Annotated in this window: 19 protein-coding genes; 14 read left to right on the top strand and 5 right to left on the bottom strand. The window is 66.8% G+C overall.

The annotated features are described in order from the left end of the window. Positions 1-2: 2 nt before the first annotated feature. The 3 genes from hflD to G020_RS0104530 all read right to left on the bottom strand — a co-directional run bounded on the left by hflD (position 3) and on the right by G020_RS0104530 (position 2303). Positions 3-632, bottom strand: coding sequence for a high frequency lysogenization protein HflD (gene hflD / locus G020_RS0104540; protein ID WP_024328809.1), 630 nt, complete (start codon positions 630-632; stop codon positions 3-5). 61 nt (positions 633-693) lie between these two features. Then, positions 694-1815, bottom strand: a complete 1122-nt coding sequence (gene mnmA, locus G020_RS0104535) for a tRNA 2-thiouridine(34) synthase MnmA (protein ID WP_024328808.1) — start codon at positions 1813-1815, stop codon at positions 694-696. 5 nt (positions 1816-1820) lie between these two features. Then, on the bottom strand, positions 1821-2303 hold the full coding sequence (locus G020_RS0104530; RefSeq protein WP_018946024.1) for an NUDIX domain-containing protein: 483 nt from the start codon (positions 2301-2303) through the stop codon (positions 1821-1823). 100 nt (positions 2304-2403) lie between these two features. On the opposite strand from G020_RS0104530, the gene icd reads away from it, so the two are divergent. From icd to clpA, 3 genes are all read left to right on the top strand, one after another. Continuing rightward, the gene (gene icd / locus G020_RS0104525) at positions 2404-3666 is read left to right on the top strand and encodes an NADP-dependent isocitrate dehydrogenase (protein ID WP_018946023.1); all 1263 of its coding nucleotides are present in this window, start codon (positions 2404-2406) and stop codon (positions 3664-3666) included. Positions 3667-3895: 229 nt separating this feature from the next. After that, the gene (gene clpS, locus G020_RS0104520; RefSeq protein ID WP_018869392.1) at positions 3896-4222 is read left to right on the top strand and encodes an ATP-dependent Clp protease adapter ClpS; all 327 of its coding nucleotides are present in this window, start codon (positions 3896-3898) and stop codon (positions 4220-4222) included. Between the two features lie 5 nt (positions 4223-4227). Beyond that, complete coding sequence (clpA, locus tag G020_RS0104515) at positions 4228-6504, top strand: ATP-dependent Clp protease ATP-binding subunit ClpA (protein ID WP_018869393.1); 2277 nt, start codon at positions 4228-4230, stop codon at positions 6502-6504. Positions 6505-6608: 104 nt separating this feature from the next. Here clpA and infA read toward each other — a convergent pair whose 3' ends face one another. Beyond that, positions 6609-6827 (bottom strand): translation initiation factor IF-1, encoded by a 219-nt coding sequence (gene infA, locus G020_RS0104510; protein WP_018946022.1) that lies wholly within the window; start codon positions 6825-6827, stop codon positions 6609-6611. A gap of 183 nt (positions 6828-7010) precedes the next feature. On the opposite strand from infA, the gene fabD reads away from it, so the two are divergent. From fabD to G020_RS0104460, 10 genes are all read left to right on the top strand, one after another. Beyond that, on the top strand, positions 7011-7955 hold the full coding sequence (fabD, locus tag G020_RS0104505; protein ID WP_081647387.1) for an ACP S-malonyltransferase: 945 nt from the start codon (positions 7011-7013) through the stop codon (positions 7953-7955). Between the two features lie 32 nt (positions 7956-7987). Beyond that, positions 7988-8725 (top strand): 3-oxoacyl-ACP reductase FabG, encoded by a 738-nt coding sequence (fabG, locus tag G020_RS0104500; RefSeq protein WP_018869395.1) that lies wholly within the window; start codon positions 7988-7990, stop codon positions 8723-8725. Between the two features lie 127 nt (positions 8726-8852). Beyond that, entirely contained in the window at positions 8853-9092 is a 240-nt protein-coding gene (gene acpP, locus G020_RS0104495) for an acyl carrier protein (protein ID WP_018869396.1), read from the top strand. 110 nt (positions 9093-9202) lie between these two features. Continuing rightward, complete coding sequence (gene fabF, locus G020_RS0104490; protein WP_018946019.1) at positions 9203-10423, top strand: beta-ketoacyl-ACP synthase II; 1221 nt, start codon at positions 9203-9205, stop codon at positions 10421-10423. A gap of 18 nt (positions 10424-10441) precedes the next feature. Next, positions 10442-11797 carry an aminodeoxychorismate synthase component I gene (locus G020_RS0104485; protein WP_024328806.1) on the top strand — a complete coding sequence of 452 codons (1356 nt, stop codon included), beginning with the start codon at positions 10442-10444 and terminating at the stop codon, positions 11795-11797. Then, positions 11794-12600: an aminotransferase class IV gene (locus tag G020_RS0104480; protein ID WP_024328805.1), complete on the top strand. Its 807-nt coding sequence runs from the start codon at positions 11794-11796 to the stop codon at positions 12598-12600. Before G020_RS0104485 ends, G020_RS0104480 begins: the two co-directional genes overlap by 4 nt. Positions 12601-12607: 7 nt before the next feature. Next, positions 12608-13630: an endolytic transglycosylase MltG gene (gene mltG, locus G020_RS0104475; RefSeq protein ID WP_369774037.1), complete on the top strand. Its 1023-nt coding sequence runs from the start codon at positions 12608-12610 to the stop codon at positions 13628-13630. Next, positions 13630-14265, top strand: coding sequence for a dTMP kinase (gene tmk / locus G020_RS0104470; RefSeq protein ID WP_024328803.1), 636 nt, complete (start codon positions 13630-13632; stop codon positions 14263-14265). The genes mltG and tmk overlap by 1 nt, the downstream gene beginning before the upstream one ends. Next, complete coding sequence (locus G020_RS0104465) at positions 14262-15287, top strand: DNA polymerase III subunit delta' (protein ID WP_024328802.1); 1026 nt, start codon at positions 14262-14264, stop codon at positions 15285-15287. The genes tmk and G020_RS0104465 overlap by 4 nt, the downstream gene beginning before the upstream one ends. Before the next feature lie 40 nt (positions 15288-15327). Further along, complete coding sequence (locus tag G020_RS0104460) at positions 15328-15666, top strand: PilZ domain-containing protein (RefSeq protein WP_024328801.1); 339 nt, start codon at positions 15328-15330, stop codon at positions 15664-15666. 6 nt (positions 15667-15672) lie between these two features. On the opposite strand, the gene G020_RS0104455 is transcribed toward G020_RS0104460, so the two are convergent. Next, positions 15673-16803 carry an aminotransferase class V-fold PLP-dependent enzyme gene (locus G020_RS0104455; protein ID WP_018946012.1) on the bottom strand — a complete coding sequence of 377 codons (1131 nt, stop codon included), beginning with the start codon at positions 16801-16803 and terminating at the stop codon, positions 15673-15675. A 266-nt stretch (positions 16804-17069) separates the two neighbouring features. Between G020_RS0104455 and G020_RS0104450 the strand changes: the two genes are divergently transcribed. Then, a complete protein-coding gene (locus G020_RS0104450; protein ID WP_024328800.1) occupies positions 17070-18440 on the top strand; it encodes a KamA family radical SAM protein in 1371 nt (456 codons plus the stop codon).

Raw genomic sequence — 18440 nt, 5'->3', positions numbered from 1 at the left:
AGTCAGGTGTTGAGACGTTGAAGAATGTGGCCGGCCTCGTTCATCAGGCGCTTGCGCCCGAACAGGAGCTTCCAGCGCGAGCCGCCGGCCTGGCGCCACAGCACGGCGCCGCGAATGCCGGCCAGCAGCAGCGCGCGAATACGGGCCGCGGTATCCGGGCTGGAGAGATTGTTCTGTTCGCCCTGGACGATGATGCGCGGGCCGAGCTCGGAGATGGTCTCCTTGTAGATCTCGCCCAGCCGCGAGATCACGCTCTCGTGGGTCAGGGTGAAGTAGTCCACCTGCCGCTGGGCGCCCTGCAGGCCGTCGGCCAGCTGCTGCATCATGTCGCCGCGCTTCTGCAGCTTGCGTTCGAGGAAGATCAGCCCCACCGCGTAGCGGGTGATCTCCATGTCCGGCGGCTTGCCACCGCTTTCCAGCTGGGTGCGCACGCGTTCCAGCCCGGTACGCAGGCTGACTTCGCCGCGATAGATCTCCTCGGGCGTGGTCGAGTCGAAGGCGAACAGGCTTCCGATCAGGACCTCCAGCTCGTATTCGTCGCAGGAGCCTCGCCAGGCCAGGTCCTTGACCAGGCTCGCGGCCTGGAAGATGGCCGCCAGTGCCAGGGTGCGGTTGTGGTCGCTGCGCTCCAAGCCGTGTCCGTCCGGGTCTGGGTATCAGGGGAGGCACTATACCGGAAACCGCCCTCCGGACTCATGCCCCGGCGGCAACCGGGGTGTCCGCGGACAGGGTGTGGCGTGTGGCGATCACGCCGCCCCCCAGGCAGGTGCCGTCGCGATAGAACACGATGGACTGGCCGGGCGTGGCCGCACGCTGCGGCTGTTCGAAGACCACGCGCGCGCGTCCGTCCACCTCCGGACAGACCCGACAGTCCTGCAGCGGCTGGCGATGACGCAGACGCGCCTGCAGGGTTTCCCCGTCGGCCGGAAAGCGGTGGATCCAGTGCACGGGTTCGGTCGTCAGCTCCGGGCTCATCAGCAGCGGATGGGCCGAATTCTGCGCCACGATCAGTCGGTTGCCCGCGAGGTCCTTGTCGACCACGTACCAGGGGGCATCGGCCGCGCCTTCGACCCCGCCGATGCCCAGTCCCTGACGCTGCCCCAGGGTGTAGAACATCAGGCCGTGATGGCGGGCGACCACGCGACCGTCCGGGGTGCAGATGTCGCCCTCGCTGCCCTCGAGATAACGGGCGAGGAATTCGCGGAACGGGCGTTCGCCGATGAAACAGATGCCGGTGGAATCCTTGCGCGCGTGATTGGGCAGGCCGTGCTCGTATGCCAGTTCGCGCACCCGTTCCTTGGGCAGGTCCCCCAGCGGGAAACGGGCCGGGCGCAGCTGTGCCTGATCCAGGGCGTGCAGGAAATAGGTCTGGTCCTTGTTGGCGTCCTCGGCGAGTCGCAGTTCGCTGTGGTCGGGGCCGTGCCAGGCGCGGGCATAGTGGCCGGTGGCGATGGCGTCGGCGCCCAGTGCCTGGGCCTGCTCGAGAAAGGCGCGGAACTTGATCTCGCGGTTGCACAGGATGTCCGGGTTGGGGGTGCGGCCGGCGCGGTACTCGTGGAGAAAGTGGGCGAAGACCCGCTGGCGGTAATCCTCGGCGAAGTTCGCCTTGTGCAACGGGATCTCCAGGGTGGCCGCGACCTCGCGGGCCATCGCGTAGTCGTCTTCCGCGGCACAGTGGCCGTCCGCGTCATCGTCTTCCCAGTTCTTCATGAACAGGCCTTCGACGCGGTGTCCCGTCTGCAGGAGGCGCAGGGCGGCGACCGCCGAATCCACGCCGCCGGAGAGCCCGACGATGATGCGTTCACTGGTGGCCATGCGGCTCATTCCTCGGGGCGTGCGGGGGCGGGCCGCACGTTGTCGACGAGTTCGCCGGCAGATTCCAGCGGCAGGCGCAGACCCGATTCCCAGCGTCGCAGGCTGCGGGCCACCAGCGGGCTGCGCAGGCGATGACCGTTCAGCGCGGTGGCGGCATCCAGCCAGTGGGTGGCGAGGATTGCGGGGTCGCGGCGGATCGGCTGCGCCGGTGCCGACACCGTACCGGTGAAGGCCACGCGCAGGATGACCGCGCCGTCGGCCAGACGCAGCAGGTCGCAGCCCAGCGAGTGCTGCGGGGCGAATTCGAGGGCCGTCTCTTCGCGGACCTCGCGCCGCACTGCGGCGATCAGGTCCTCGTCCGGGTCCAGGTGGCCCGCGGGCTGATTGAGAACGCGCAGGCCCGCATCCTCTTCCTCGACAAACAGGAAGCGGCCTCGATCCTCGATGACCGCAGCGACGGTGATATGGCAGCGCAGGCGTTCATTCATGGCGCAATGATACCCGCCGCCCGGCGGCGAAGGCCACGGAGGCCATGTATAATCGCCGGCATCCAAATCCCAATGACACGGCGCTGCAAAAGGAGTCTTCATGGCGTACCAGCACATTCGCATCCCGGAGAAAGGCCAACCCATCGAGGTGGGCAAGGACGGCGGCCTGGTGGTGCCGGATCGTCCGGTGATCCCCTATATCGAGGGGGACGGCATCGGCGCGGACATCACCCCGGTGATGCGCCGGGTCACGGATGCGGCGGTGGAGAAGGCCTATGGCGGCCAGAAGGCGATCGAGTGGATGGAAGTCTATGCCGGCGAGAAGGCCACGCAGGTCTACGACGATGACTCCGGCCTCCCCGATGAGACGCTGGATGCAGTGCGCGAATACAAGGTGTCGATCAAGGGCCCGCTGACCACCCCGGTGGGCGGCGGCTTCCGTTCGCTGAACGTGGCGCTGCGGCAAAAGCTGGATCTGTATGTCTGCCTGCGTCCGGTGCGCTATTACCAGGGCACGCCCAGCCCGCTGAAGGAGCCGGAAAAGACCGACATGGTGATCTTCCGCGAGAACTCGGAGGATATCTACGCGGGCATCGAATTCGAGTCCGGAACGCCCGAGGCGAAAAAGCTCATCGACTTCCTGCAGGACGAGATGGGCGTGCGCGAGATCCGCTTCCCGGATACCGCGGGGATCGGCGTGAAGCCGGTCTCCAGCGAGGGCACGAAGCGGCTGGTGCGCAAGGCCATACAGTACGCGATCGACAATGACCGCCCGTCGGTGACCCTGGTGCACAAGGGCAACATCATGAAATTCACCGAGGGCTCCTTCAAGGCCTGGGGCTACGAGCTGGCGCGCGAGGAATTCGGTGCCGAGGACCTCGACGGTGGCCCGTGGCAGGTGTTCAGGAACCCGAAGACCGGTCGCGAGATCGTGATCAAGGACGTCATCGCGGATGCCTTCCTGCAGCAGATCCTGCTGCGCCCGGAGGACTACTCGGTAATCGCCACCCTGAACCTGAACGGGGACTATATCTCCGACGCCCTGGCCGCCCAGGTCGGCGGGATCGGCATCGCGCCCGGGGCCAACATCTCCGACACCACCGCGATGTTCGAGGCCACGCACGGTACCGCGCCCAAGTATGCCGGTCAGGACAAGGTCAATCCGGGCTCGCTGGTGCTGTCGGCCGAGATGATGCTGCGCCACCTGGGCTGGACCGAGGCGGCGGATCTCGTGGTGCGCGGCATGGAGGGCGCGATCGCCGCCGGCGAGGTGACCTATGACTTCGCGCGGCTGATGGACGGAGTGGAACCGATCGCCTGCTCCGCCTTCGGCGAGGCGATGATCCGCCACATGGACGGCTGAACGACCCGGGCGCAGGCAGCCAGTGGAGATGCAGCCTGTGGGAGGCCAGCCCCCTGGCCGATCGGTCATGCCTGATCGCGCAGAGGGCTGCGCTCCCACCACAGGCGGGCTGGCCTCCCGCGCCATGCGGACACTTGGCAAGCGCCGGGAACCGTTCGATGATGTCAGGACTCTACAGAAATGAACACGCGGTGCCCGAGGGCGCCACGAGTGCGAGCTGGACCGAAAGATGAGTGACGACAAGCCCCGCCAACCCGATCACGACGATTCCGTTGCGGTCGATGAATCGAGGCCGGAACTCAAGCCGCCACGGCAGTACAAGGTCGTGTTGAACAACGACGACTACACGCCGATGGAATTCGTGGTGGAGGTCCTGGAGACCTTCTTCGGCATGGATCGCGAGAAGGCCACCCGGGTGATGCTGCAGGTGCATACCCGGGGCAAGGGCGTGTGCGGCATCTATACCCGCGATGTCGCCGAGACCAAGGTGGCCCAGGTGAATGAATACGCCCGGAGCCATCAGCACCCACTGCTATGCTCGATGGAGGAGGCCTGACCCCCATGCTCGACAAGGAACTCGAATTCAGTCTGAACCTGGTCTTCAAGGAGGCCCGCGAGAAACGCCACGAGTTCGTGACCGTGGAGCACTTGCTGATGGCCCTGGCCCAGAACCCCAGTGCAGCCACCGTACTGCGTGCCTGCGGTGCGGATCTTGACCGGATCCGCGACGAACTGGAGGCCTACATCGACGAAAACACCCCGCGGATCCCGCCGAACGACACGCGCGAGACCCAGCCGACCCTCGGTTTTCAGCGGGTCCTGCAGCGCGCGGTGTTCCACGTGCAGTCCAGTGGTCGCAAGGAGGTGTCCGGAGCCAACGTCCTGGTGGCGCTGTTCGGCGAGCAGGACAGTCAGGCGCTGTACGTGCTGGGCCAGCAGAACATCTCGCGTCTGGACGTGGTCAACTTCATTTCCCACGGTATCTCGAAGGTCGGCGAGGACGAGCTCGGCCAGATTCACCAGGAGCAGGCGGAGGAATCCTCCGAGCAGCAGGGCGAGACGGTGACCGAAGAAAAGACCAACGCGCTGCAGCTGTACGCGACCAACCTCAACGAGAAGGCGCGCAATGACGAGATCGACCCGCTGATCGGGCGGGACCACGAGATCGAGCGCACCATCCAGATCCTCTGCCGGCGGCGCAAGAACAACCCGCTGCTGGTGGGCGAGGCCGGGGTCGGCAAGACTGCGATCGCCGAGGGGCTGGCGCGGCGTGTGGTCGATGGCCAGGTGCCGGAAGCGATCGAGGAAGCCACGGTCTATGCCCTGGACCTGGGCGCGCTGGTGGCCGGAACCAAGTATCGCGGCGACTTCGAAAAACGCCTGAAAGGGGTGCTCGCCCAGCTCAAGAAGGAACCCGCCGCGGTCCTGTTCATCGACGAGATCCATACCATCATCGGGGCCGGTGCCGCGTCCGGCGGGGTAATGGATGCCTCGAACCTGATCAAGCCGATGCTGGCCTCCGGTGAGCTCAAGTGCATCGGTTCGACCACCTATCAGGAGTATCGCGGGATCTTCGAAAAGGACCGCGCACTGGCGCGGCGTTTCCAGAAGATCGAGGTACCCGAGCCCACGGTGGATGAAACCTATCAGATCCTGCGAGGGCTCAAGTCGCGTTTCGAGTCGCACCACAACGTGCGCTTTACCAAGCCGGCGCTGCAGGCTGCGGCGGAGCTGTCGGACCGCTACATCACCGATCGCTTCCTGCCGGACAAGGCGATTGACCTGATCGACGAGGCCGGTGCCAGTCGCCAGCTGCTGCCGGTGAGCCAGCGCAAGAAGACCATCGGCGTGCAGGACATCGAGAACATCGTGGCCAAGATCGCGCGCATCCCGCCGAAATCGGTGTCCAGCACCGACAAGGAGACCCTGCGCAACCTGGAACGCAACCTGAAGATGACGGTGTTCGGTCAGGACGAGGCGATCGGCACCCTGAGCACGGCCATCAAGATGTCGCGTTCCGGCCTGGGTGACCAGGACAAGCCGATCGGTTCCTTCCTGTTCGCCGGTCCGACCGGTGTCGGCAAGACCGAGGTCACGCGTCAGCTGGCCCAGCAGATGGGCATCCATCTGGCACGCTTCGACATGTCCGAATACATGGAGCGCCACACGGTCTCGCGCCTGATCGGTGCCCCGCCGGGTTATGTCGGCTACGACGAGGGCGGCCTGCTGACGGACGCGATCCTCAAGCATCCGCATTCGGTGCTGTTGCTGGACGAGATCGAAAAGGCGCACCCGGACGTGTTCAACGTGCTGCTGCAGGTGATGGACCACGGCACGCTGACCGACGCCAACGGGCGGGAAGTGGATTTCCGCAACGTGATCCTGGTGATGACCACCAACGCCGGTGCCGAAGCGGCTTCGCGGCCGTCGGTGGGCTTCACGCGCAAGGATCACTCCACCGACGCGATGGAGGCCATCAAGCGGACGTTCACCCCGGAATTCCGCAACCGTCTGGATGCCACCATCCAGTTCGGCCCGCTGGACGAGGCGACCATCCTGAACGTGGTCGACAAGTTCCTCACCCAGCTCCAGGCCCAGCTGGACGAGAAGAAGGTGACCCTGACGGTGGAATCCGAGGCGCGCGCCTGGCTGGCCGAGCACGGCTACGACGCGCAGATGGGTGCGCGGCCGATGGGACGGACCATCCAGGAGCACATCAAGAAGCCGCTGGCGGACGAACTCCTGTTCGGCAAGCTGGCGCAGGGTGGCGAAGTGACCGTGCGCCTGGGCGAGGACGGTCTCGAGATGGATATCCACGAACCCGCCGTCTCTTCCTGATCCGACCACGAACGGGACACCACGAGCCTGTGGTGTCCCTCACGAAAAAGGCCGGCACCCTTCGGGGCGCCGGCCTTTTGCATGCCGGGGAGACTGTGGCGCGCTTACTTGTTGCGGTAGACGATGCGACCCTTGCTCAGGTCGTAGGGCGTCATCTGCACGATGACCTTGTCGCCGCGCAGGATCCGGATATAGTGCTTGCGCATCTTCCCGGAGATGTGCGCGGTGACCGTGTGCCCGTTCTCGAGCTCCACCCGGAAGGTGGTGTTGGGGAGCGTCTCGACGACGGTTCCTTCGAGCTCGATTTCGTCTTCCTTCGCCATGCAGTTCCTCGCGTAATGAATCAGGGTTGCGACATTATGCGGATGCATGGATGGAACTCAAGGGAAACTCCCGGTTTTTCGTTCGACGGACACGAAACCGGTCGCGTTTCGGGGTTTGCCGGGGCCGGCGTCAGCGCCTAAACTACGCCCGCTTTCTCATCCAGTGAATTTCGGACACGAACCATGACAGTTTCCTGGGCAGCGGTTTTTCCGGGACAGGGGTCCCAGTCGGTGGGCATGCTCGCCGATGTCGGTGATGAATTCGCCGTGGTACGCGATACCTTTCAGGAGGCCTCGGACTGCCTGGACGCCGACCTGTGGAGCCTGGTTCAGCACGGACCGGCGAAACAGCTCGACGAGACCCGCTGGACCCAGCCCGTGATGCTGGCGGCTGGCGTGGCCTGCTGGCGGATGCTGCGTGAACAGGGGGTTCCGGAGCCCATGGCGGTGGCCGGACACAGCCTGGGCGAATACAGCGCCCTGGTGGCGGCCGGGGTCCTGCGGTTTCCGGATGCCGTTAGTCTGGTCGCGGAGCGCGCCCGGGCCATGCAGGAGGCCGTGCCCGCAGGCGAGGGGGCCATGGCCGCGATCCTTGGCCTGGAGGATGCCGACGTGATCGCCCTGTGTGAGGCACAGGCCGAGGGCGACACCCTGGAGGCAGTGAACTTCAATGCACCGGGACAGGTGGTGATCGCCGGCACGGTCGGGGCCGTGGACCGCGCGGTGTCGGCGGCTCGCGATGCAGGCGCCAAACGGGCGCTGAAGCTGCCGGTGTCGGTCCCTTCCCACTGTGCGTTGATGCGCCCGGCGGCCGAACGTCTGCAGGCGGCGCTGGACACCGCCGAATTCCGTGCCCCGCAGATTCCCGTGTGGCAGAACGCGACCGCCGCACCGGCGAGCGACGTGGACAGCCTGAAGACCCGACTGGCGGAGCAGCTCTACCGCCCGGTCCGCTGGGTGGAAACCGTTCAGGGACTGCGCGACGCCGGCGCCGGGGTGCAGGTGGAATGTGGTCCCGGTCGGGTGCTGACCGGACTGGCGAAACGGATCGACCGTTCGATTGATCATCCGGACGTGGCCGATCGGGCCACCCTGGAAAGCGTCCGTGACCGGCTGACCGCCGGCTGACCGCCCATTTCCCAACAGCAAGGAAACCGTTGATGTCGGAAAACCAACGAATCGCTCTCGTGACCGGGGCGAGCCGCGGCATTGGCGCGGCCATCGCCCGCCGTCTGGCGGAACAGGGCATGCAGGTGGTGGGCACCGCCACCAGTGACGCCGGCGCCGGCCGGATCTCGGAGGCCCTGGCCCCCTGGGGCGGCCGCGGGGTCGCCATGGACGTCACCGATGCCGAATCGGTCAGGACCGCGCTGGAGGACATTCAGGCGACCGAGGGCGCCATCGAGGTGCTGGTGAACAACGCGGGCATCACCCGCGACAACCTGTTCATGCGCCTGAAGGACGAGGACTGGGATGCGGTGATCGACACCAACCTCACCGCGGCCGCCCGGCTCACGCAGAAAGTGATCAAGGGCATGATGAAGGCCCGCCGCGGGCGGGTGGTGCTGATCGGCTCGGTGGTCGGGACGGCCGGGAATGCGGGACAGACCAACTACGCCGCCGCCAAGGCCGGGCTGGCCGGCTTCGCCCGCTCCCTGGCGCGCGAGGTGGGCGCCCGCAATATCACGGTCAACACGGTGGCCCCCGGATTCATCGACACTGACATGACGCGCGAGCTGGACGAGGCGACGCGCGAACGGCTGCTGGGCGAGATCCCGCTGGGCCGTCTGGGTGACGCCGAGGAAGTGGCGGCGGCGGTGGGCTTTCTGGCGTCCGACGAGGCCGGTTACATTACCGGCGAGACCCTGCACGTCAACGGCGGCATGTTCATGCACTGATTCATGCACTGAGCCGCGGGCCCGTTACGCGGAGTCCTCCGCCGGGGTTGTGGATCACGGCGGTGCTTTTCAATAGAATGGCGGACCTTTACCGGACCCGCCTCATATCCAAGGGGATGTTTCAACCATGAGCAGCATTGAAGAACGCGTCAAGAAAATCGTTGTCGAGCAGCTGGGAGTCAAGGAAGAGGATGTCACGAACGCCGCCGCTTTCGTCGACGATCTGGGCGCGGACTCGCTTGACACCGTCGAACTCGTGATGGCGCTCGAGGAGGAATTCGAAACGGAAATCCCCGACGAGCAGGCCGAAAAGATCACCACCGTGCAGCAGGCGATCGACTACATCAACGAGCACGCCAAGGACTGATCGGGTCCATGGTCGCGGCGAGGGGGCGCGCCAACACGGCGCGTCCCCCTCTTCGCCGTCCGCGTGCAGCCGTCTTTCGAGGGAGAAAATCATTGGCTAAGCGACGTGTTGTGGTCACCGGCCTCGGCATCGTGTCCCCGGTCGGATCCACTATCGACCAGGCCTGGTCCAGCATCAAGGCCGGGAAGAGCGGGATCACGCCCATCGACGTGTTCGATGCCTCGGACATGCCGGTCAAGATTTCCGGCGCGGTGCGGGACTTCAATGCCAATGACTATGTCCCGGTCAAGGACCAGAAGAAGATGGACACCTTTGTCATCTATGGTCTGGCGGCGGGACTCCAGGCCCTGGATGATGCCGGGCTGTCCGCGGACAGTTCCGATCCGGAGCGGATCGGGGTCGCGATTGGCTCCGGCATCGGGGGGCTGCCCTACATCGAGCGTTCCTACGGTGCCTACCTGAAGGGCGGGGCCCGCAAGATCTCTCCGTTCTTCGTCCCCAGCGCCATCATCAACATGGTGGCGGGGAATCTCTCCATCATGCGGGGACTGGAGGGGCCGAACATCTCCATCGTCTCCGCCTGTGCCACCGGCACCCACAACATCGGTGACGCCGCGCGCATGATCGCCTATGGCGATGCCGACGCGATGGTTGCGGGCGGGGCCGAGATGGCCACCACGCCGCTGGGCATCGGCGGCTTTGCCGCGGCGCGCGCGCTGTCGACCCGCAACGACGATCCCGCCCGCGCCTCGCGGCCATGGGACGCCGACCGGGACGGTTTCGTACTCAGTGACGGGGCCGGGGTGATGGTCCTGGAGGAGTACGAACACGCGAAGGCCCGCGGCGCGAACATCTACTGCGAGATCGGCGGTTTCGCCTGGAATTCCGATGCCCATCACATGACCCAGCCGGTCGAGGATGGCAGCGGGGCATCCAAGTGCATGGTCCGGGCCATGAAAGACGCGGGCGTTGAGCCGGAGGAAGTGGGGTACGTGAACGCCCACGGAACCTCCACCCCGGCCGGGGATCTGGCCGAGACCGAGGGGCTCAAGCGGACCTTCGGCGATCATGCGAAGAACCTTCTGGTCAATTCGACCAAGTCCATGACCGGGCACCTGCTGGGTGCCGCGGGCGGGATCGAGGCTGTGTTTACCGCGCTGGCCCTGCGTGATCAGGTCTCGCCGCCAACCATCAACCTGGACAATCCGGGTGAGGGCTGCGATCTGGATTATGTCGCCAACGAGGCCCGTGACATGAACACCCGCGTGGCCCTGTCCAACTCCTTTGGATTCGGCGGCACCAACGGAACCTTGGTGTTCCGCGCCATCTGACGCCGGCCTCGCGCGGGCATGGCCGTCGAAAGGCTGCCCTCGGGGATCGATCTGGCGGTCCTCGCAGGGCGTTTCCCCCAGCGTTATCCGCATCTGCTGGAGTCGGCCCTGATCGGGCAGGCGCCGGCGCGCTTTTCCATCCTGTTTGCGTTCCCCGGGCGTACGCTGGATGCCGGCGATGGTGACGCATTGCTGGCGGCGGCCGATGTCGATCTGGGGTGTACGCCGACCGCGTGCATGCCAGCCCCCGAACATGCCCATCTGCCGTTCTTCGGTGGCTGGTTCCTGTATGTGGGCTACGAATTCGCCTGGCACCTGGAGCCCGCGCTGGGGCGCTTTGCACCGGATCCATGGTTGCCGACGGCCGTTGCGACGCGGTTTCCTGCCGCGTTGATCCGCGATCATCACGAAGGAGTCACCTGGTGGGTGGATTCCGAGGCTGATCGCGCGCGGCGCGAGCAGCTGGAGGCCGACCTGGCGGCGGTGGCAACGGACGCGGCGGCGGGCCCGGGGGGCGGCGACCTGCCGGTGCTGCAGATCGAGGAGGACGATCCCGAATATTACCGCGCGGCGGTGCGCGGGGCGCTGGAGTACATCCGCGCCGGGGATACCTTCCAGGCCAACCTGTCACGCGAATGGCACGCTCGTGCCGACCGGTCCCTGGATACCGGCGAGCTCTATCGGCGCCTGCGGGGTGCCAACGCTGCGCCGTTTGCGGCCTGGTTGCGGCTGCCGGGAGCGGAGGTGATCAGCTCCTCGCCGGAACGCCTGGTGTCGGCTCAGGAAGGCGTCGCCGAAACCCGGCCGATCGCTGGCACCCGTCGGCGCGACCCGGATGCGCACGCCGACCGTGAGCTATATGGCGAACTGGAGGTCAACCTCAAGGAACGCGCCGAGCACATCATGCTGGTGGACCTGGAACGCAACGATCTGGGCCGCGTGGCATGTACCGGCAGCGTGCGGGTCGCCGAGCTGATGACCATTGAGAGCTACCGCCGGGTCCACCACATCGTGTCCAGCATCACGGCACGGCTGCGGCCGGGGACGCGCGCGGAAGAACTGCTGCGCGCGACCTTCCCGGGCGGGACCATCACCGGATGCCCCAAGATCCGCTCCATGCAGGTGATCCAGGAACTGGAGGGCCGAGTGCCGCGCGGGGCCTACACCGGATCCTGTGGTTATGTCAGTGATCACGGTCGCATGGATACCAATATCCTGATCCGTACCCTGGTGGTGCGGGACCGGGAACTGCGGTTTCGCGCCGGCGCCGGGATCGTCGCCGATTCGGATCCCGACCAGGAGCTCGAGGAGACCCGGCACAAGGCGCGCGGTCTGCTGGATGCACTGGGTACGGATGTGGAGCGCGCGGGGTGAGTCGGGCGAACGATGGCTCCGGATCGGAGGTGACGGCCGACGATCGGGGCCTGCTGCTGGGCGACGGACTGTTCGAGACGGTACTGGTACGCCAGCGGCATGCCTGCCTGTGGGCGTGGCATCGGGCGCGCCTCGAGCTGGGGCTGCAGCGCCTGGGGTTCCCCGCGCAGGACCCGGAGTGGCTGCGCGGGGAGATCGAGGCGGCGGCGGGGCCGGGCGAACGTCTGGTGCGTCTTACCCTGACCCGGGGCCGCGGCCCGCGAGGCTATGCGCCTCCGGCGGAGCCAGCGGTCACCCGGCTGGTCAGTGCCGGGCCGGTGATGCCACGACCGGATCCCGCGGAAGCGACGCCACTGCGCATCGGGTTTTCGACGATACCGGCCAGCGTCAATCCGGCCCTCGGCGGGATCAAGCACCTGGGACGCCTGGATAACGTGCTGGCGCGCATGCACTGGCGCGAGGGAGAGGATGAGGCGATCCTGCGGGACGCCGCCGGTCGGATTACCTGTGCCACGCAGGGGAACCTGTGGTTGCGCGAGGGGACTCACCTCGTGACACCGCCGGTCGACGAGGCCGGAATCGCCGGCACGCGACGTGCCTGGGTGCTGGAGAAGGCCGAGGAATTTGGTGTCAGCACCGAGGTCGCCTGGCCGACGTACGAGCGTCTGCAGGCCGCCGACGGACTGTATGTGAGCAACGCGCGGCTGGGGCTGGCCGCGGGCGTGTTGATCGGGGGCGGGGCGGCGAGGACCGAGCCTGCGGCCCTGCAGGCGCTCAGGAGGGCACTGCATGAAGCGGATTAGGAAGATCATGGCATTGGCGGGCGTACTGACGCTCGTGGCGGTTGCGGCCGGGGCGCTGTGGCTGGCCGACTGGTATCGGGCCCAGCTGGAACGCCCGCTGGCCCTGGAGGAGCCGCAGCGCTTCGAGCTGCAGCCGGGGACCGGTCTGCGCAGCCTCAGCCGGGAGTTCGAACGCCGCGGCTGGGTGGAGTCGGCGCGGGTGGTCGAGGTGTATGCCCGGCGACAGGGTGTGGCGGGCCGGCTCCAGGCCGGCGAGTACGCGGTGGATGCCGGGATGACCCCGGCGGACCTGGTGCAGGCCATGGCACGTGGCGACGTGGTCCGGCACCGTCTGACACTGCCGGAAGGCTGGACCGTGCGCCAGGCACTCGCCGCGGTGCGCCGGCATGATGAACTGGACCCGCCGGCGGAATCGGTGGGTGTCCACAATCTGCCGGATGTCCTGGGCCTCGACGACATCGAGCACCCCGAAGGCTGGTTCCTGCCGGATACGTATTTCTTCGGCTCCGGGACCGACTCGCTGGACGTCCTGCGGCGTGCCCACGAGGCGATGCGGGCCACGCTGGATGCGGCCTGGGCGGGGCGTTCCGAGGATCTGCCGCTGGAGGAGCCGTACGAGTTGCTGATCCTGGCCTCGATCGTGGAACGCGAGACCGGGCGCGGCGACGAGCGTGACCGGGTGGCCGCCGTGTTCGTGAATCGCCTGCGCGAGGGGATGCGGCTGCAGACCGATCCCACGCTGCTGTATGTGCAGGAGACCGGCGTGCAACGACTGACGGGCGCGGAGCTGGAGCGGGATCATCCGTACAATACCTATACCCGGCCAGGGCTGCCGCCGACGCCCATCGCACTGCCGGGCCGGGCCGCCATCGTAGCGGCCGCGCGGCCGGCGGACACCCGGGAGTTCTTTTTTGTCTCGCGCAATGATGGCAGCCACCATTTTTCCGAGACCTATCGCGAACATCGCGAGGCCGTGATCCGCTATCAGCTGGATGGCGACGCGAGCCGCTACGGCCGAAGGGGACGTTGATGACCGGGCGATTTTTGACCCTCGAGGGCATAGAAGGGGCCGGCAAGACCACCCAGATGGAAACCCTGGTCGAGGCGCTGGAGGCGGCCGGCCACCGAGTATGCGCGACCCGCGAACCCGGGGGCACCGGGCTGGGCGAACGCCTGCGCGGCCTGTTGCTGGATCCGGACCTGCCGGAGATGATCCCGGAAGCGGAGCTGTTGCTGATGTTCGCGGCGCGCGCGCAGCATCTCGCCGAAGTGATCCGTCCGGCCCTGGATGCGGGACAGTGGGTGGTCAGCGACCGTTTTACCGATGCGAGCTTTGCCTATCAGGGCGGAGGACGCGGTCTGGGCGACACCCGGGTTGCGGCACTGGAGGACTGGGTGCAGGGCGATCTGCGACCGGATCTGGTGATCCTGCTCGACATCGACCCGGCAACCGGACTGCAGCGGGCCGTGCAGCGGGGACGACGGGACCGCATCGAGCGCGAGGCGATGGATTTCTTCGAACGTGCCCGCGCGGCTTACCGGCGCCGGGCCGATGCCGAACCGCAGCGCTATCTGATGGTGGATGCCTCGGCGGATGCCGCCACCGTGGGGCAGCGGATGCTCGATGGACTGCGCTCCCGCGGTTTGCTGGAGGCGTCTACGTGAACGAGCCGGGCGCGGTGCCGCCGTGGCTCGCGCAGCCCTGGCAGGCGCTGGTGCAGCGCGCGGCGGCCGGGCATTTGCCCGGTGGCCTGCTGGTCACCGGCGCCGAGGGCGTGGGCAAGGGCCTGCTGGTCTCGGCCCTGCTGCAGCGCCTGTTCTGCGAAAGGGCCACGGGCACGCAGCCGGCCTGCGGGGAATGTGGCGGGTGTCGCGGTTTTCTCGGGGGCGTGCATCCGGAGCTGCACGACGTGATGCCGCCGGAGCCGGGCAAGGATATCCCGGTGGATGCCGTGCGCGAAGCCGGTGAATTCCTGGCGCTCAGCGGCTCCGGTGACTGGCGAGTGCTCCGGCTGCATCCGGCGGACGCCATGAACGCCAGTGCGGCCAATGCGCTGCTCAAGACCCTGGAAGAGCCCCCGGCGGGCGGGCTGATCGTTCTCGAGAGCGCGCGACCCTCGGCCCTGCCGGCCACCATTCGCAGCCGGTGCGAGGATCTGCATCTTCCGGCGCCGGATCTCGAGGCCGCACGTGACTGGCTGGCCGCCGGCGCGCCGGAGCCTTCGGCGGTGGACGAGGCCTGGGCGGCCAGCCTCGGACGCCCGGTGGTCGCGGCCGAACTCCTGGCGGATCCCGAGCGTCACGCCGCCTGGCGACAGGAACGTGAGGCTCTGGCGGAACTGTTGCAGACACGCGAGCTGCATTCGGCGGTCACGCACCTGGCGCGCTGCAACCTGGAGACCCTGCTGCCGCGCTGGCAGGCCCTGCTGTTGTCGGCCCAGCGCTGGCTGGCGAGCGGCGAGGTGGATCGATTCGCCGCGCAGTTCCCGCCGGACCGGCTGCGGGCCTTTGCCCGCGAGCGCGGAGCGCGGGGGCTGGCCGAGCTGGTCCAGGAATCGCGTCGCTGGCAGCGTCAGGCCCGCGCGCAGCTGAACCCGCAGCTGCGGCTGGAAGACATGGCGGCGGCCATGCTGCCGCAGGCGACGGCCAGTCGGCTGGCATCGCGTGGGCGCTCCGGGGCATACTGAGCGCCGCTGCAAAAACCACTGTGGAAATTGGGGAGGGCTCATGGCCGGGCAAGGGATGCTGACCTTGGCAATCAAGGAAAAACCCGCGCTGTATGCGGCGTACATGCCCTTTGTGAGCAACGGGGGGCTGTTCATTCCCACCGACAAGTCGTACAAGCTGGGTGATCAGGTCTTCCTGCTGCTGTCGCTGCTGGAGGACGGTGATCGCCTGCCAACGCCCTGTACGGTGGTTTGGATCACCCCGCCACGGGCGCAGGGCAACCGCCTGCGCGGTATCGGAGTCCAGTTCAACACCTCCGACAAGGGGCAGACCCGCCGCCGGATCGAGGATCACCTGGGCGGCATGCTCAATTCGGATCGCAAAACCCACACCTTCTGAGCGGCCTTACCCGCCCGGCAGGGCCTCGCGCAGCCCCTCCACCGCGCGGTCCAGATCCGCGGTCTCGTGGTAGAAATGCGGGGAGAAACGGATCCCGCCGCCGCGCATGGCGCACAGGATGCCGTCCGCCTGCAGCCGGTGGTAGACGGTCTCCAGCGGGGTATCCCCCAGCAGGCCCGCGGAGGGGCGGAAGGTCAGGATGCCGGCGCGGCGGTGGCGGGCACTGAGGATCTCGCAGCCCAGTCCGCGCAGGCGATCCTCGAGATGCAGCCAGTGCTCCCGGATCTCTTCGTCCACCCGGTCCATGCCGGTTTCCAGCAACAGCGACAGACTGCCATGGAGCGCCTGGATGCCCAGCATGTTGGGGCTGCCGGGCTCGAAACGCCGGGCGCCGGGCGAGGGCGTCAGCGCGGGATTGTCGAAGTCGCCGGCGTGCTCGAGCATGTGCCAGCCGTATTCGTTCAGCTGCAGGCGATCACGGACCTCCGGATTGACGTAGAACAGACCGATGCCTTCCGGAGCCAGCATCCACTTGTGCGCGTCGGCCATCACAAAATCCGCACGGCATCCCGGGGCGTCAAAGGGCAGGGCGCCCAGATGCTGGATGGCATCCACGCAGAACAGGATGCCGCGCCCGTGCAGCTCGTTGCCGAGGAACTGAACGTCCATGCGCAGGCCCGAGTCATAGCGCACCGCACTCGCGGACACCAGGGCCGTGGCTTGGTCGCAGGCCCGCAGCAGATCCAGCTCGGGCTCCTCGCCGATGGCGACCTCCCGGACTTCCAGGTCGTAACGTTGGGCAGCGGCGTGCCATACCACGCGGTTGGAGGGAAACTCCCCCTCGGGAATCACGATATTCTGCCCCGGTTGCCAGGGCAGACCGAAGGCCACCATGGACAGCGCCTCCGAGGTGTTCTTCACGAAGGCCACGTCTTCCGCCTCGGGTGCACCGATCAGTTGCCGCGCCAGCTCCCGTGTGGCGGCGATGGTTTCCAGCCAGCGTCCATAACCCCGCGAGCCGTAATGCAGGTTCTCGCGGGCGAAGGCCTCGACCGCTTCGGCGGTGCGCCGGGGCCACGGTCCGACCGCGGCATGGTTGAGGTGAATGATGTCCTTGTGGGGGAATTCCGGGTGCATGACGCCCTCCTTTCAGGTTCGGCGAGGGTAACCCACACTGCCGCAGGGGTGGTAACCTGAGGATCACGCGAAATCTCTTGTCCGTCCGCGAGGTGCTTGATAACGTACGTAGCGCTGTTTTCCTGATGCCGCTCACCACCGAGGCGGCAGTCCTTGTCCCGAAGGCCCGCCGTGTGACCGCCTCGGTCCCGAAGCAACCGTATTCCCACGATCGCGACGGCCCCGGGGGCCGGAGCGGGCGCATCGACCGTCGACAGGAGGCACGGATGAATTCCGTTCTCAAGTTCTACCGGGACCCGGAGATGGGCTCGATCGAGCCACGTGACTTCAAGGTCTACAACGATCGCAACCTGGATCGGATCGAAGCCCTCGAGCGCGTGCCCGAATCCATGCGTTTCGACATGCGCGTGGTGTCCAGCGTGCTGCCATTCCGGATCAACGAGTACGTGATCGATGAGTTGATCGACTGGGACAATATCCCGGACGACCCGATGTTCCAGTTGACCTTCCCGCAGCGGGAGATGCTGTCCCCGGAGGCCTACGAGCGGATGGCTGCGCTGCATCGCCGCGGGGCCGAGCGCAAGGAGATCGCGGCCCTGGCGAAGGAGCTGCGGGATGAGCTGAACCCGCATCCGGCCGGCCAGATGGAACTGAACCGGCCCAGCGAGGATGACGGCGAGATCATGAACGGCCTGCAGCACAAGTATCGCGAGACGGTGCTGTTCTTCCCCAGTCAGGGACAGACCTGCCATTCGTACTGCACCTTCTGCTTCCGCTGGGCCCAGTTCGTGGGGGACAAGGAACTGCGCATCGCCTCCACCGATGCCGATCTGCTGCACCAGTACTTGCGCCAGCACCCGGCGATCTCCGATCTTCTGATGACCGGTGGCGATCCGATGGTCATGAAAACCAGGAACCTGCGCGGCTATCTCGAAGCTCTGCTGGAACCCGGGCTGGAGCATGTCCAGACGGTGCGGATCGGGACCAAGGCGCTGTCCTTCTGGCCCTGCCGTTTCGTGACCGAAAGTGATGCCGATGACCTGCTGCGGCTGCTGGAACAGCTGGTCGAGGGCGGCAAGCACGTGGCGCTCATGGCGCATTACAACCATCCCAACGAGCTGCGCACGCCGATCGCCCGCGAGGCGATTCGCCGGGTGCGTGACACCGGCGCCGAGATCCGTGCTCAGGGGCCGCTGCTGCGCCACATCAACGACGACGCGCAGGCCTGGGCCGATCTGTGGCGCGAGCAGGTGCGGCTCGGGATCATTCCGTACTATATGTTCGTGGAACGTGACACCGGCGCCCGGCGCTACTTCGAGGTGCCGCTGGCGCGTGCATGGGAGATCTACCGCGAGGCGATGCAGCAGGTCTCGGGACTGGCTCGCACCGCACGCGGGCCATCCATGAGCGCCGATCCGGGCAAGGTGGAGATCCAGGGCGTGACCGAGATCCACGGGGAGAAGGTCTTCGTGCTGCGCTTCATCCAGGGCCGCAACCCGGACTGGGTGCAGCGCCCGTTCTTCGCCCGTTACGACGAGAACGCCACCTGGCTGAACCAGCTGAAGCCGGCCTTCGGCGAGGAGAAGTTCTTCTTCGAGGACGAATTCGAGGCGATGAAGGCCGGCCACGGGGTCTGA

The sequence above is a fragment of the Thioalkalivibrio sp. ALR17-21 genome, from assembly GCF_000420185.1.
Classification (GTDB): Bacteria; Pseudomonadota; Gammaproteobacteria; order Ectothiorhodospirales; family Ectothiorhodospiraceae; genus Thioalkalivibrio; species Thioalkalivibrio halophilus.
Note: the sequence above shows the minus strand (reverse complement) of the source record. Positions and strands in the feature narration are given on the sequence as shown.

Bases quoted from the DNA above. Each gene is read 5' to 3' on its own strand.
- mnmA (WP_024328808.1), bottom strand. From the start codon at position 1,815: ATGGCCACCAGTGAACGCATCATCGTCGGGCTCTCCGGCGGCGTGGAT.
- G020_RS0104530 (WP_018946024.1), bottom strand. From the start codon at position 2,303: ATGAATGAACGCCTGCGCTGCCATATCACCGTCGCTGCGGTCATCGAG.
- icd (WP_018946023.1), top strand. From the start codon at position 2,404: ATGGCGTACCAGCACATTCGCATCCCGGAGAAAGGCCAACCCATCGAG.
- clpS (WP_018869392.1), top strand. From the start codon at position 3,896: ATGAGTGACGACAAGCCCCGCCAACCCGATCACGACGATTCCGTTGCG.
- clpA (WP_018869393.1), top strand. From the start codon at position 4,228: ATGCTCGACAAGGAACTCGAATTCAGTCTGAACCTGGTCTTCAAGGAG.
- infA (WP_018946022.1), bottom strand. From the start codon at position 6,827: ATGGCGAAGGAAGACGAAATCGAGCTCGAAGGAACCGTCGTCGAGACG.
- fabD (WP_081647387.1), top strand. From the start codon at position 7,011: ATGACAGTTTCCTGGGCAGCGGTTTTTCCGGGACAGGGGTCCCAGTCG.
- fabG (WP_018869395.1), top strand. From the start codon at position 7,988: ATGTCGGAAAACCAACGAATCGCTCTCGTGACCGGGGCGAGCCGCGGC.
- acpP (WP_018869396.1), top strand. From the start codon at position 8,853: ATGAGCAGCATTGAAGAACGCGTCAAGAAAATCGTTGTCGAGCAGCTG.
- G020_RS0104485 (WP_024328806.1), top strand. From the start codon at position 10,442: ATGGCCGTCGAAAGGCTGCCCTCGGGGATCGATCTGGCGGTCCTCGCA.
- mltG (WP_369774037.1), top strand. From the start codon at position 12,608: ATGGCATTGGCGGGCGTACTGACGCTCGTGGCGGTTGCGGCCGGGGCG.
- tmk (WP_024328803.1), top strand. From the start codon at position 13,630: ATGACCGGGCGATTTTTGACCCTCGAGGGCATAGAAGGGGCCGGCAAG.
- G020_RS0104460 (WP_024328801.1), top strand. From the start codon at position 15,328: ATGGCCGGGCAAGGGATGCTGACCTTGGCAATCAAGGAAAAACCCGCG.
- G020_RS0104455 (WP_018946012.1), bottom strand. From the start codon at position 16,803: ATGCACCCGGAATTCCCCCACAAGGACATCATTCACCTCAACCATGCC.
- G020_RS0104450 (WP_024328800.1), top strand. From the start codon at position 17,070: ATGAATTCCGTTCTCAAGTTCTACCGGGACCCGGAGATGGGCTCGATC.